The sequence below is a fragment of the Streptomyces lunaelactis genome, from assembly GCF_003054555.1.
In the GTDB taxonomy this organism is placed as follows: Bacteria; Actinomycetota; Actinomycetes; order Streptomycetales; family Streptomycetaceae; genus Streptomyces; species Streptomyces lunaelactis.
In genome coordinates this window covers 8127503-8140784 of record NZ_CP026304.1, presented here as the reverse complement: position 1 = coordinate 8140784, position 13282 = coordinate 8127503, and the positions used below count along the sequence as shown (strand labels likewise).

11 protein-coding genes and 2 pseudogenes are annotated in these 13282 nt (G+C 68.6%); 11 read left to right on the top strand and 2 right to left on the bottom strand.

Translation table 11 applies throughout. The annotated features are described in order from the left end of the window. The first annotated feature begins 69 nt into the window (after positions 1-69). The 5 genes and pseudogenes from SLUN_RS37210 to SLUN_RS37185 all read left to right on the top strand — a co-directional run bounded on the left by SLUN_RS37210 (position 70) and on the right by SLUN_RS37185 (position 5766). Complete coding sequence (locus tag SLUN_RS37210) at positions 70-1665, top strand: FAD-binding oxidoreductase (RefSeq protein WP_108155160.1); 1596 nt, start codon at positions 70-72, stop codon at positions 1663-1665. 40 nt (positions 1666-1705) lie between these two features. Further along, the gene (locus SLUN_RS37205; protein WP_108154265.1) at positions 1706-2587 is read left to right on the top strand and encodes a YegS/Rv2252/BmrU family lipid kinase; all 882 of its coding nucleotides are present in this window, start codon (positions 1706-1708) and stop codon (positions 2585-2587) included. A 342-nt stretch (positions 2588-2929) separates the two neighbouring features. Next, positions 2930-3571 (top strand): annotated as a pseudogene (locus SLUN_RS37195) (SDR family NAD(P)-dependent oxidoreductase); the annotation flags it as partial. A 241-nt stretch (positions 3572-3812) separates the two neighbouring features. Continuing rightward, entirely contained in the window at positions 3813-3938 is a 126-nt protein-coding gene (locus SLUN_RS41835; protein ID WP_257153872.1) for a hypothetical protein, read from the top strand. Positions 3939-3996: 58 nt separating this feature from the next. Beyond that, positions 3997-5766, top strand: coding sequence for a cation:proton antiporter (locus SLUN_RS37185; protein WP_108154263.1), 1770 nt, complete (start codon positions 3997-3999; stop codon positions 5764-5766). Positions 5767-5790: 24 nt separating this feature from the next. Here SLUN_RS37185 and SLUN_RS37180 read toward each other — a convergent pair whose 3' ends face one another. Next, on the bottom strand, positions 5791-7638 hold the full coding sequence (locus SLUN_RS37180) for a glycoside hydrolase family 15 protein (protein ID WP_108154262.1): 1848 nt from the start codon (positions 7636-7638) through the stop codon (positions 5791-5793). A gap of 261 nt (positions 7639-7899) precedes the next feature. Here SLUN_RS37180 and SLUN_RS37175 point away from each other — a divergent pair, with 261 nt between their 5' ends. From SLUN_RS37175 to SLUN_RS37165, 3 genes and pseudogenes are all read left to right on the top strand, one after another. Further along, positions 7900-9186 (top strand): DUF2254 domain-containing protein, encoded by a 1287-nt coding sequence (locus tag SLUN_RS37175; protein WP_108154261.1) that lies wholly within the window; start codon positions 7900-7902, stop codon positions 9184-9186. 250 nt (positions 9187-9436) lie between these two features. Beyond that, positions 9437-9985, top strand: coding sequence for a tellurite resistance TerB family protein (locus SLUN_RS37170; RefSeq protein ID WP_108154260.1), 549 nt, complete (start codon positions 9437-9439; stop codon positions 9983-9985). Positions 9986-10076: 91 nt separating this feature from the next. Beyond that, positions 10077-10718 (top strand): annotated as a pseudogene (locus tag SLUN_RS37165) (IS256 family transposase); the annotation flags it as partial. Between the two features lie 83 nt (positions 10719-10801). Here SLUN_RS37165 and SLUN_RS37160 read toward each other — a convergent pair. After that, positions 10802-11539: an SAM-dependent methyltransferase gene (locus tag SLUN_RS37160; RefSeq protein ID WP_108154259.1), complete on the bottom strand. Its 738-nt coding sequence runs from the start codon at positions 11537-11539 to the stop codon at positions 10802-10804. A 196-nt stretch (positions 11540-11735) separates the two neighbouring features. Between SLUN_RS37160 and SLUN_RS37155 the strand changes: the two genes are divergently transcribed. The 3 genes from SLUN_RS37155 to SLUN_RS37145 all read left to right on the top strand — a co-directional run bounded on the left by SLUN_RS37155 (position 11736) and on the right by SLUN_RS37145 (position 13197). After that, positions 11736-11966 (top strand): hypothetical protein, encoded by a 231-nt coding sequence (locus SLUN_RS37155; protein WP_108154258.1) that lies wholly within the window; start codon positions 11736-11738, stop codon positions 11964-11966. A gap of 112 nt (positions 11967-12078) precedes the next feature. Further along, positions 12079-12696 (top strand): hypothetical protein, encoded by a 618-nt coding sequence (locus SLUN_RS37150; protein ID WP_108154257.1) that lies wholly within the window; start codon positions 12079-12081, stop codon positions 12694-12696. Between the two features lie 159 nt (positions 12697-12855). Then, on the top strand, positions 12856-13197 hold the full coding sequence (locus SLUN_RS37145) for a VOC family protein (RefSeq protein WP_108154256.1): 342 nt from the start codon (positions 12856-12858) through the stop codon (positions 13195-13197). Positions 13198-13282: the final 85 nt, after the last annotated feature.

Genomic DNA, 13282 nt, shown 5'->3' with positions numbered 1-13282 from the left:
TAATGCCAGTAGGGCGCACAGCACGGCGTCAGGAAAAACCGACGGTGAGGAACGACCCAAGTGACCCAGGTGGACATGTTGTGGAGCGGTTGGGGCGACCCGGACAAAGCGGCCCCGCTGCCCGACTCGGTGATCGGTCTGCTGCGCGATCTGCTCGGCGTCGCACCGCGCGAGAACGAGCCGGCCCAGCTCGACGGCATCGCCGTCCCCCAGTCCCCGCTCGCCGACGACACTCTCCGAGCGCTCGCCGAGTGCCTGGGCGACGGCGCATACGTACGCACGGATGCCGAGAGCCGTATCCGGCACACCCGGGGCAAGTCCACCCCGGACCTGCTGCGCATCCGGGCCGGTGAGGTCGACGACATCCCGGCGGCGGTCCTGCTGCCGGGCAGCCATGACGAGGTGCTGGCCGTTCTGCGCGTCTGCGCCGAACACGGTGTGGCGGCCGTGCCGTTCGGCGGCGGGACCTCCGTCGTCGGCGGACTCGCACCGGAGCTGAAGCGCTGCTTCGTCGCGATGGACCTGCGCCGCCTCGACGGGCTGCTCGCGCTCGACGAGGTCTCGCGCACCGCGACGCTGCAGCCCGGACTGCGCGCGCCGCAGGCGGAAGCGCTGCTCAACGAGCGCGGCTTCACGCTGGGCCACTTCCCGCAGTCGTACGAATGGGCATCGATCGGCGGCTTCGCCGCGGCGCGCTCCAGCGGTCAGGCCTCGGCCGGTTACGGCCGGTTCGACGAGATGGTGCTCGGCCTCACCGTCGCCACCCCTGAGGGCACCTGGGAGGCGGGGCGGGCGCCACGCTCGGCGGCCGGGCCGGATCTGCGTCAGCTGATCCTCGGCTCCGAGGGTGCGCTCGGCGTGATCACCTCGGTGACCGTACGGATCAGGCCGCTGCCCACGACCCGGATCTACGAAGGGTGGCGCTTCGCCTCGTTCGAGGCGGGCGCGGCAGCGCTGCGCACGCTCGCCCAGGGCGGTCCGCAACCGACCGTGCTGCGGCTGTCGGACGAGACAGAGACATTCATCGGCCTGGCCCAGCCGGACAAGATCGGGAGCTCGGACGCACCCGCGGCGGCCGGGTGCATGGCGATCGCCGGATTCGAGGGCACCGCCGAGGACACCGCGGACCGACGCGCGCGGGCCCGCAAGGTGCTCCTCGGGTGCGGCGGCGAGTACGTGGGCGAGGAGCCTGGGGACCGCTGGGCGCACGGCCGTTACAACGCGCCGTACCTGCGCGACGCGCTGCTGGACGCGGGTGCGTTCGCCGAGACGCTGGAGACCGCGGGCTTCTGGTCCGCCCTCCCGGCGCTGTACGACGCGGTGCGCCAGGCGCTCACCGCCGCACTGACCGAAGGAGGCACGCCGCCGCTGGTGATGTGCCACATCTCCCATGTGTACGAGAATGGCGCGTCGCTGTATTTCACGGTGGTTTCGGCGCAGGGCGACGATCCGGTCGCACACTGGGCTCCGGCCAAGCAGGCTGCGAACGACGCGATCCTTGCCTCCGGCGGCACCATCAGCCACCACCACGGTGTGGGGACTGACCACCGCGACTGGTACACCGAGGAGATCGGCCCGGTCGGCGTGCGCATCCTGCAAGCCGTCAAGGCCGAAATCGACCCGGCCGGGGTCCTCAACCCCGGCGTGCTCATCCCCGTCCGCTGACCCCCTCCCTCAAGGCCCCCGCCGTCCGAAAGGCGCACACATGCGACAGTTCACCGCGGTCGTCAACCCCGCCGCAGGGGGTTCCAGCGGTACGGCGGCCCTGCTTCCGCTGGCCCGCCTCCTGCGTGAGGCCGGGGCGCAGATCGACACGCAATACAGCCGCAGCCTGGAGCACGCCGGGGAGCTGGCGCGGCAGGCCGGCGAGCAAGGGCACATCGTGCTCGCCGTCGGCGGCGACGGCATAGCCGGCTGTATCGGCGGGGTGCTCAGCGGCACGGACACCGTGTTCGGGCTCGTACCGGCCGGCCGCGGCAACGACTTCGCCCGGGCGCTCGGGCTGCCCACGGACCCTGCGGCCCTCGCCGAGGTGCTGCTGCACGGCACACCGAAGCCGATCGACACCATCGAGGTCGAATCGGCCGTCCATGACAGGGCGTCCGTACTGGGCAGTGTGTACGCGGGCGTCGACGCGGTCGCCAACCGGCACGCGAACACCTCCCGGCTGCTGCGCGGTGCCGCGTCGTACTACGCGGGCGGACTGCGGGCCGTGGTGATGTGGCGGCCCGCCGCGTACCGCATCACGGTCGACGGCGTGGTGCACGAGCGGCGCGGCTACACGGTCGTCGCCGCAAACTCGGGCTTCTACGGCTTCGGCCGCAATATCGCCCCGGGCGCGCGGCTCGACGACGGGCTGCTGGACGTCGTCGTGATCCAGCACGCACCCAGGCGGCTGTTCTTCGCGATGATGAACGAGCTCAAGACGGGCGCCCATCTGAAGCGGCCGCAGGTGGAGGTGCTGCGGGGCAAGGAGATCCGTATCGAGGCCGACCGGGACATCCCCTACGGCGCGGACGGCGAGGTTGACGCGACGCTTCCGGTCACGGTCAGGGTGCAACCGGGGGCGCTCAGCGTGCTGTGCTGACAGCCGGGACGCGGGTGGCCCCCGGGCCGGGACCACCGCCCAGGTTCTGTCCGGCGGACGGCGTGCTGCGTCGTGCGGGAAATACGCCGGGACGGCCAACGCCGGCGCGGTCAACCCGTCCCTGACGGCCGTCGCCAATGCTCTGCGGGTCGGCGACCACCTCGTGGAGCGCCTGGGCTGACGGCCGGCGCCATTGGGCCGGCCGGGCGAAGATGCTCCGCCAGGCGGTCCTGGGGCGGCTCGCCGGACAGGCCGCCCGCCGCTGCCGGTGATTGCGTGACCCCGTGCCAGGCCGGCTGCGGCCGGGCGGACCGGAGCCGCGCAGCGAGGAGGCAGGGCAGCATGGATTCCACCGTGGGCGCACCGCAGGGTGTCATTCCGGAGCGTCTGCTGAAGGGCCGGAAAGCCCTGGTCACCGGCGCCGATTCGCGCATCGGGAAGGCCACGGCCATCGGGCTGGGCCGGGCCGGCGCCGACGTGGTCGTGAACTATGTGACCGGCCGTAGACGCTGCCCGGCAAGTGGTCGACGAGATCACCTCGTTCGGGGCCCGCGCGGCTGCCTACGAGGCGGACGTCTCCCAGGAGGACCAGGTCATCGCCATGATGGACCGGATGGTCCACGAGTTCGGGACGATCGACATCCTGGTCGCCAATGCCGGTTTGCAGCGGGACGCGCGCCTCACCGACATGACCCTCGCCCCGTGGCAGAAGGTGCTGGACGTCAACTTCACCGGCCAGTTCCTGTGCGCCCGGGAGGCGACCAAGGAGTTCCGGCGCCGCGGGGTCGTCCCGGAGGTCTCCTGAGCGCCGGCAAGATCATCTGCATGAGCTCCGTACACCGGATCGTCCGCTGGTCGGCCCACGTCAACCACGCCTCGTCCAAGGGCGGGGTGCAGATGATGACGGCGACCTTGGCGCAGGAAATGGCCCCGGAGAAGATCCGGGTAAAAGCGGTCGCCCCCGGCGCCATCCAGACCCCGATCACCGGCGGCTGACCTTCCCTTGTGGTTCTACCGCAGCGCGGCGTGCGCCGGCTTCGCCTCCGTCGTGGCCGTCGAGTGCGGCCGCGTCCCACCGAGGTGGGACGCCAGCCCTGGATCGTCCACGAGAACATGAGGGTCGCCGAGGCGGTCACCTCGACCCGTTCCCTCTCGCTGACCGTGGCCGACGGCGCGGGCTCACCCGCCACCCTGACCTGGCTGGCGTTCGTCACGCTGGGCCCTGGTGCTCGTCGTGCTGGCTGTCGCGTTCCCGTACTGGCTCGACACCCACGGCGAACTGGAAGCGTTCACCGACGCCGGCCTGCGAAGAGACGGTGCCGAAAGCGACGGTCCGGCCGGGAACGGCTGACCGGCCAGACCGCGGCCGAACTCCTCAAGCCTCCGGACTCCTACGAAGGAAAGCCGCCGTGACCGACGACGAGATCCTCCTCGGCATCGCACTGACCCTGGTGCTCGCCACCGGATCACAGATCCTGGCGAGCAAGCTGCGGGTCCCGGCTCTGATCCTCCTGCTGCCGGCCGGGTTCACCGCGGGTGCGCTCACGGACGTCATCCATCCCGACCGGCTGATCGGCCCGGAGTTCTCGGCGCTGGTGTCGATGTCGGTCGCGGTGATCCTCTACGACGCGGGCCTGGGCCTCAATCTGCGCAAGCTCACCGGTCACACCCGGTGGATCGTGGTCCGGCTGCTGCTGATGGGCGTGGTCGTCACGTTCCTGGTCGTCGGGGCGGTGTCGCCGGCCCTCTTCGACATGCCGCTCCGAGTGGCCTGCATGCTCGGAGTGATTCTCGTCGTCTCGGGGCCGACCGTCGTCGGTCCGCTGCTGGAGTACGTACGGCCTTCCGACAAGGCGCGACGCATCCTCATCTGGGAGGGCACACTCACCGACCCCATCGGTGGCATCCTCGGGGCACTCGTCTTCCACGCCATCGCCTCGTCGCACCAGATCGACATCGGCCGGGGCTACCAGCTGGGCCAGTTCAGCCTCAGCCTGCTCGTCGGTCTGATCGGCGGAGCCGTGGGAACCGCGCTGCTGTGGCTGACGCTGCGTACGCTGCGGCTGGGCGAGACCCTCGGCACGCTGGCGCAGCTCGCCGTCGTGATCGCGGTGTCGGCGGGCTGCGACATCGTGCGGGACGACACCGGGCTCATTGCCGCCATCGTGACGGGACTGGCCGTCACCAACATGCGCGGCTTCGACATGCCGGCCCGCCGCCCCTTCTTCGAGACCCTGGTCCAGCTGATCATCGGGCTGCTGTTCGTCTCGATCTCCTCCACCGTCACCCCGGCATCCCTGGTACCCGTCCTTCTGCCCTCGCTCATCCTCATCGCGATCCTCGTCCTGGTGGTGCGCCCGCTCGTGGCCTTCGCCGCGACGGCGGGCTCGGGTCTGAGCCCGGGGGAGCGGGCCTTCATCGGCTGGATGGCGCCGCGCGGCATTGTCGCCGCCGCCACGGCATCGGCCTTCGCCGCGAGCCTGGTCGACCGTGGAGTGGGCGGAGCTGCCAGGATCCTCCCGGTCACCTTCCTGGTGATCGTGGGAACCGTTGTGCTGTACGCGCTGACGGCGGCGCCCGTGGCGCGACGGCTGGGTGTCGTCAAACCCGAGGGCACCCGCCTGCTGCTGGTGGGTGGCGAACCGTGGGTGATCGACATGGGCAGAGCGCTGCGCTCCGCCGGAGTCGACGTGCTGATGTGGGCGGGGCACGACGAAGAGCGGGAACGGATCCGGGAAGCGGGGGTCGAACTGGCCAGTGGTGACCTGCTGGCCATCGCCACCGACCCCGGGGCGCGGCTGGAGGGCGTGTCGGCGGTGCTCCTGGCCACCGACGACGACGACTTCAACGCACTCGCCTCGGTCGTGATGCAGGACAGTGTCGAGGGCCCTGTCTACCGGGTCGGGCCGCCGCACGAGAGCCATGGAGTCATCGCTCCCTACACCGGCGGCGACATTCTCTTCGGCAGTTCGCTCGTGCGGCACGTCCTGGCGACGCGCTACGAGAGTGGAGCGCGCTTCATGGTCCAGCCTGCCTCCTCCTCCTTGCCGCCGGAGCACGACAGACTCTTCGTCGTGCGGGCCAACCGCCGGCTGGTGCCGGTCACAGAAAAGCAGCAGGTCACGGCAGAGGAAGGCGACAGCGTCGTGCTGCTGGTGCCCGGACCCTCCGCGAGTTGAACCTGCGCTGTGGTTTTCGCTCCGCTATCTCCCGCCCCCCGGCGCCTGGTTGAGCGTCGCATCCAGCGTGATGGCCGCATCGATGAGCGCCAGGTGGGTGAACGCCTGGGGGAAGTTTCCCAGTTGTCGTCCCGTCAGGTCGATCTCCTCGGAGTACAGGCCGAGGTGGTTGGCGTAGGTGAGCATCTTCTCCAGCACCAGCCTGGCCAGATCGGTGCGTCCGGCTCGCGCCAGGGCGTCGACGTACATGAACGTACACAGGGAGAAGGTTCCCTCGGAGCCGCGCAGCCCGTCAGGTGACGCCTCGGGGTTGTATCGGTAGACCAAGCTGTCGCTGACCAGCTCGCGCTCCATCGCGTCCAGGGTGGACTTCCACATCGGATCGTCCGGCGTGATGAAGCCGACCGTCGGCATACGCAGCAGCGACGAGTCGAGCACATCGTCGCCGTAATGCTGCACGAAGGCCTGCTTCTTAGGGTCCCATCCCCGGCTGAGTACCTGCGTGTAGATCTCGTCACGCGCGTCCACCCAGCGGCCGCGGGCCGCGGGACGGCCGTCGTCGTAGGCGATCCGCAGGGCGCGGTCGAAGGCCACCCAGGACATCACGCGGCCGTAGGTGAAGTCCTTCCGGCCGCCACGGGTCTCCCACAGCCCTTCTCCGGGCTGATCCCAGTGGTCGACGAGCCAGTCGAGAAGAGTGTGCAGCGCGGTCCAGCCCCCGTTGTCGAGATGCATGCCGTGCCGGTGCGCGAAGTAGATGCTGTCGAGCGCCTCACCGTAGATGTCCAGTTGCAGCTGGCTCGCTGCTCCGTTGCCGATGCGGACCGGGGCGGAGCCGCGGTACCCCTCCCAATGCTCCAGGGTCTCCTCGACCAGGTCGGAGGAGCCGTCGACGCGGTACATGATGTTCAGTGGCCCGGTGCCGTCTCCTTGGCCTGCCTCTTCCTTCACCCGGTCGTGCAGCCAGCTGATGAACGCCGCCGCCTCTTCCTTGAAACCCAGGCCCAGCAAGGCGTACACCGAGAACGACGCATCACGGATCCAGGTGAACCGGTAGTCCCAGTTACGCTCTCCACCCAACTGCTCAGGCAGAGCCGTCGTGGGGGCGGCGACCACGGCGCCGGTCGGCGCGTAGGTCATGAGCTTCAACGTCACAGCCGAACGTTCCACCGCCTCCCGCCAACGGCCCGAATAGGTGGACTGGCCCAGCCACGAGCGCCAGAACTGGACCGTCTCGTCGAAGAGTTGCCCGAACTCCGCCACTCGGACCTCGTGCGGCGGTCCGCCGGGGGACGACTCCATGAGCAGGCCGCGCTGCTGCCCCGCTTGTAGAGTCAGGGTGAAACGCAGGTCCTTGTCACCTGAGAGGATGTTCAGCAGCCGGTCGTCCTGCGGCTCACGGACGGCGTGGACAGCGAGGTCCATGTCCTCCGAAGTGAACAAGGCCCCGTGCTCCGAGATGTGCAACTCGTGCGGCTTACGGCCGTAGTCGAAGCGCGGAGCGATCTCCCCTTCGAACGTCATGCTGCCACGGACACAGCGCAGCATGCGGACCAGACGGTGCCGGTCCGTCGCCGTCGTGCCGGTCACCGGCATGAAGTCGACCACCTCGCCCGCCCCGGCCTCGGTCATGAAGCGCGTCACGAGAACGGCGGTGTCCGGGTGGTAGAGCTGCTTGGTGGCGTAGGTGTCCGCGGTCGGCCTGACGGTGAAGTGGCCGCCCTTGTGCCGGTCGAGCAGAGCGCCGAAGACGCTGGGCGAATCGAAGCGCGGACAGCAGAACCAGTCGATCGTCGCATCGGTGGTCACGAGAGCCGCCGTCTGTAGATCACCGATCAGGCCGTGGTTCTCGATCAGGGGGTAGTCGTCCATCCTGAGCCCCTTTCGGCCCCGGTCGACAACGACCGGGCACCGTTACACAGCGCACGAAGTGGACCGGGTGCCATTCGGTCAGCTTAGGCCGACGATGTCGTCCCGTCCTGGCGAGGGAGTCGCACGAGGTGGCGGCGGGAGCATTGCCGCTGCGCCGGTCCGAGAACGGCCCTACCGTGAGGTGACAGTGGTCCCGCCAGGGAGCCCGCGGTCTCGTGTGCCTCATGAGCACCGGACTCCTCCGGGTGAAGGGGGCGTGACGTGGGTGTCCTGACGTCCTGGGCGGCCAGATTCAGGTTGCGGCAATACGTCAAGGCAAGCCTGTGGATCGTGCCGATGTTCGGTCTCATCCTCGGCGCCCTTCTCGCTGAGCTCGCTCTCACCACCGACAGCGCGGACTGGCCGCCGAGCGGCTGGCACTACTCCGCGACGACGGCAAGCGGCGTGCTCACCGCCATCGTGGGGGCGATGGTGGCGTTGCTCGGATTCGTCGTCACCATTGGCGTACTCGTCGTGCAGCAGGCAACGGGAACCCTCTCCCCTCGATATATGCGCCTGTGGTACCGGGACCGGCTGCAGAAAGCGGTGCTGGCGACCTTCACCGGGACGTTCGCGTTCGCGTTCTCCTTGCTGCGCAGCATCGAATCCGACTCCGTCCCCGACCTCGGGGTCACCCTGGCCGGCGCGGCGGTGGCCATCAGCCTCGTGCTCCTGCTCATCTACCTCAACAGGTTCACCCACAGTCTCAGACCGGTGGCCATCGCCGAGTTGGTCGCGCGCATGGGAGAGGCCGTCTTCACGACCGGGGCCGCGGCGATCCGGGGCGCGGCGCCGCGCAGAGACGGAACCGTGCCGTCCGACGGTCCGGTGATGCCCATTCGTAGCGGACGCGGTGGAGCCATCCAGGCGTTCAACGTGGCCGGGCTGGTCGCGGAGGCAGCGCGCCACGACTGCGTCTTCGTCGTGACCCGGCTGATCGGAGACTTCGTACCGCCCGGCACCGTCGTCGTCGAGGTCCACGGGGGCACGTCGAAACCGGACCCGGACCGGGTGACCGATCTCATCGCCCTCGGGGACGAGCGCACCATCGAACAGGACCCTGCCTTCGCTCTGAGGGTCCTCGTCGACATCGCCATCAGGGCCCTCTCCCCAGCAGTGAACGACCCTACGACCGCGGTGCAGGTGGTCAATTACATCGAGTCGTTCCTGCACACGGTCGGCAGCACGCGCCTCCCCGGTCGTTACGTTCTGGCCGATCGCCAGGGGCACGCCCGGCTCGTGCTACCGGGGCGTGACTGGGAGAACTACGTTCAGCTCGCCGTCTGCGAGATCCGCGACTACGGAAAATCGTCCGTGCAGATCTGCCGAAGGCTCCGCGCGATGCTCGATGGCCTGCTCAACGCCCTGCCGCCGCCGCAGCACACCTCTGTGCGAGCAGAGATGAGCCTGCTGCAGGAGTCGGTCGAGCGGGAGTTCACCGACCCGGCCCGCCTGGCCATCGCGCAACAGGCCGACCACCAGGGCATCGGCGGGCAGTACCCCTCGTAGAAAGAGGGGTTGCACGCCTTCTTGCCTGCCGAACCCGAGGTCGAGTCCGATCCCGCACGCTCCCGGTCCCGAGGTGCGCATCGGAGCATGGGTGGCTGAGGCGCGATGGGGTCCGTGAGGGATGGAACACCGAACGAGGGCAGGGTCGCCGCACTTTGCGGAACCTTTGCCCGGATCCGGCCGTTGGTCCGGTGAGCGCGCGCGAGCGGGTTTGCGACAGATGACTCAGACGAATACCGAGGTGACGTCAATGGCAGTGTGGGACCGGCTCAAGGACCAGGCCAGGACTCTGCAGCAGTCCCAGGGCGGGCGCGGCGCGACCGGCGGACGGAGCCGCGGCGCGGGATCCGGCGGTGGTTCACGCGCCCAGCTGGTCAGCGCACTGAAGACTCAGCTCGGCTCCCTCAAGACCGAGCTGAAGAGCGGTGCCTACCGGGACGCAAGCATGGCGATGTGCGCACTGGTCGCGGCCGCCGACGGGCATGTGGACCCGGCCGAGCGGCAGCACGTCGAGTCGACGATCCTCAGCAATGAGGTGCTTCAGAACTTTCCGCCGGAGCAGTTGCGCCAGCGCTTCAACAAGCATGTGGACCAGCTGACCCACAACTTCCAGCAGGGCAAGGCCGAGGCGATGCAGGACATCGCCAAGACTGCCAAGAAGCCGACCGAGGCGAGGGCGGTGATCCAGACCGGCATCGTCATCGCGGGTGCCGACGGCGACTTCTCCCAGGCCGAGCAGATGATCATCCGGGAGGTCTGCGCGGCGCTGGGAGTGTCTCCCGCGGAGTTCCAGCTCTGATCTGCGCCTGCGGTCCGGTTCCCGGGGTGCTGACGCGGCGCCACACCACGGGAACCGGTGCGGCGCTACCTGAACAGAGAGCTTGAGTTCCAAGGAGTTGGTCGCGCTCCAGGACGGCTACCGTGAATCGGGCGAGTCCTGGGCGGACCTGCTGCGGAACTGCACCCGCCGGGGCATGCGCGCTCCGGTCCTCGCGGTCGGCGACGGTGCCCTCGGCTTCTGGAAGGCCCTTACGGAAGTGTTCCCCGACACCCGCGCACAGAGGTGCTGGGTTCACAGAACCGCAAATGTGCTCGACTCCCTGCCCAAGTCCGCGCAGCCGGGCGCGAAGAAGGCCATCCAGGACATCTACAACGCCGAGGACAAACAGCACGCCCAGACGGCCATCAAGACGTTCGCGCAGCTCTACGGCGCGAAGTACCCCAAGGTCGTCAGGAAAGTGACCGACGATCAGGAGCAGCTGCTGGCGTTCTTCGACTTCCCCGCCGAGCACTGGATCCACCTACGCACCACAAATCCGATCGAGTCGACCTTCGCCACCGTCCGCCTACGGACCAAGGTCACCAAGGGCGCCGGCAGCCGCACGGCCGCTCTCGCCATGGTCTTCAAGCTGATCGAGTCCGCTCAGGAACGCTGGCGCGCGGTCAACGCACCCCACCTCAACGCCCTCGTCCGAGCCGGAGCCCGCTTCGAGGCCGGACGACTCGTCGAACGATCCGACGCGGCAGCCTGAGAGGGACGGCTGAACCACGGGGCGCCGTACCCCGGCCCAGGGGATGTCCGTGATGTGTCAGGGCAGGGCCGGGCGGTCCAGGGTCAGTCGGACGTCCGACGCAGGACCAGGCTGACGAAGCCCCAGGTGTCCCGGTAGGCGCGCAGCCATTCGGAGCGATGGGTGGTAGCCGCCGCGAGTGCCTGGAAACTGTCCGGGTCGGCAGGGTGATCAAGGGCCCAGGCGGCAAGCGACCCCGACCAGGCCCATTCGTAACCGTCCAGTTCTTGGCGCGTGCTGATGTGCCCATGGACGGGTGTCCACCCGTCAGCTGCGACGTGGTCCAAAGTGGTCGACAGGTCGGTGAAGTCCCCAAGCATCTCGACGGCCTCCGGAGAGGGCTCGCGCTCCCAGAATCCCTCGCCGATCAGGACGTGTCCGCCGGGAGCCAGGTGCTTGCGTGCCGCCGCGAGCGTGGGCAGCAGGCCACCGAAGGCGTGCGTGGCCCCCATGTTGAGCACCAGGTCGAACGCGTGCGTGGAGGCGAAGTCCGCGGCGTCCTGGTGGTGGAGGACGAGGCGCTCGTGGACGCCGAGATTGCTCGCGGCCTCACGGGCATGCGCCAGGGAGCCTTCGGAGATGTCGACGCCCTCGGCCCGCAGGTGCGGACGCGTGGCCAGGGCGCGCAGCAGCCATTCCCCGCCGCCGCAGCCAAGGTCGAGTACGCGCTCATCGCCGCGGGGGATGCCCCGTTCCAGCAGCCGGCGCACCGAGTCGTCGTCGAGCGGGGAGGCTATCGGATGGTCAGCATGGGCGAGCCTGGAGATCTGTTCACGGTTCACCGGCGCAGCCTGGCAGCACCACGAGCCACGCGCACCTGCTTTTCCTCCGCGGACAGGGCGCCGCTCAGGCAACCGCCGATCCACAGGTATTGACGATTACTCCCTTCTCGCCTCGGCTCGGGACCGCGGCCGAGGTGTCCTAGACCCGTTCGCCTACTACGCTCAGCACCGCTTCAAGACCGGCTGCACGAGTTCGATGCAGCTCTACCGCGAGTTACTCGCGCTCGGCTACACCGGCGGCTACCACGTCGTGAACCGCTACGTGTCGTCCGTCCGCAGAGGAACGGCCATCCCCTTCCACGCGGTGACTCCCAGCCCTCGAACCATCACCTCGTGGATCATGCGCCCGCAGGAGCAGCTCAGCCCCTCGGACACGGCAGGCCTGGAAACCATGCGGAGTGCGTGCCCAGAAATCACCACCGCCTGAGACCTCGCACGCGAGTTCACAGCCGTGGTCCGCCACCGTCAGGGCCGTCAGGTTGTGATTCCACTCTCCGCCCTGTCGCGGAGTGGCGGAAGGCGGTCACTAACCTGTGCCCATGAGTGACGACACCTGGGACGCTCTCAAGGCGACCCCGATCGCGGAGATACGACGACGCGCGGCGATCATCAACAAGATTGTCGATGTCCCGTCGATGACGGTGGACGGCGCGGAACGGTTCGCTTGGAATGACAGCGGTGGGCAGTCGGCCGTGTGGTACTTCACGCCCGACAGTCGCGCGATGTTGTTGACCTTCGATCACGAGACGGCGCTGAACCTCTACGCCGAAGGCACCTACGCCGCGCAGGAGTCGCTCTATGGCGACGTCCCTGAGGACCTCGTCCAACTGGTGCGCAACCGTCCCGAGAACTACGAATCCTTGAACATCACGGATCCGGAGACGGACGAGACGATCCACTACGCCGGCGGCGTCTTCTGGTTCGACGGCGAGCAATGGTGGGCCGCCGAAGGATTCCTGGACCACTGCGATCAGGAGGGTCTGGACCCCATGATCGAGTCTGGATTCAGCTACTGTCTCGACAACTACATGTTCGGCCAGGAGTTCACCGCCGAGGCGTTCATCGAGCATCAGCATGCCGACAGCTGGTACGACAGCGCCGCAGAGAAGGACGACGCGCTGGCCGCGGTCCGGGAGATCTTCACCCGGCACGGATGACATGACGTGGCGAAGCGCGGCCAGCATGATGCCTCCGCCTGTAGCCGTCTTCCGTCGTTGAGCACCTACCGGAGCACCCGGTAGGCGATTCCGGCGAGGCAGGGGCAACCCGTACTCATGGGACTCCTGCGCAGGCGCCAGCGTGCTTAGCATGGCCTCATGACCGTAGATCTGTTCGCGGGCATCCCCGTCCGCGACTACACCACGGCGGCGGCCTGGTACGAGCGACTCCTCGGTGCCCCGCCTGCGTTCCTGCCCAACGACACCGAGGCGGTGTGGGAGCTCGCCGACCACCGGTACGTGTTCATCGAGGTGCGGCCCGAGCATGCCGGGCATGCGATGCACACCGTCTTCGTCGGCGACTTCGACGCCCGCCTCTCCCAGATCGCCGAGCGGGGTCTGCAGCCGGACGAACGCGAGACTTACTCCAACGGCGTCCGCAAGGCCACCTTTCGCGACCCGGACGGCAACGAGATCGGATTCGGCGGCGCGCCGGCCTGACCGAGACGGACGACTCCCGCCCCCAGAGATGGGAGATAGAGGTGCTGGCCGCGCGTTGTCAGCGCGGTCCTTATTCAGCCATAGT

Bases quoted from the DNA above. Each gene is read 5' to 3' on its own strand.
- SLUN_RS37145 (WP_108154256.1), top strand. From the start codon at position 12,856: ATGACCGTAGATCTGTTCGCGGGCATCCCCGTCCGCGACTACACCACG.
- SLUN_RS37150 (WP_108154257.1), top strand. From the start codon at position 12,079: ATGAGTGACGACACCTGGGACGCTCTCAAGGCGACCCCGATCGCGGAG.
- SLUN_RS37205 (WP_108154265.1), top strand. From the start codon at position 1,706: ATGCGACAGTTCACCGCGGTCGTCAACCCCGCCGCAGGGGGTTCCAGC.
- SLUN_RS37180 (WP_108154262.1), bottom strand. From the start codon at position 7,638: ATGGACGACTACCCCCTGATCGAGAACCACGGCCTGATCGGTGATCTA.
- SLUN_RS37155 (WP_108154258.1), top strand. From the start codon at position 11,736: ATGCAGCTCTACCGCGAGTTACTCGCGCTCGGCTACACCGGCGGCTAC.
- SLUN_RS37170 (WP_108154260.1), top strand. From the start codon at position 9,437: ATGGCAGTGTGGGACCGGCTCAAGGACCAGGCCAGGACTCTGCAGCAG.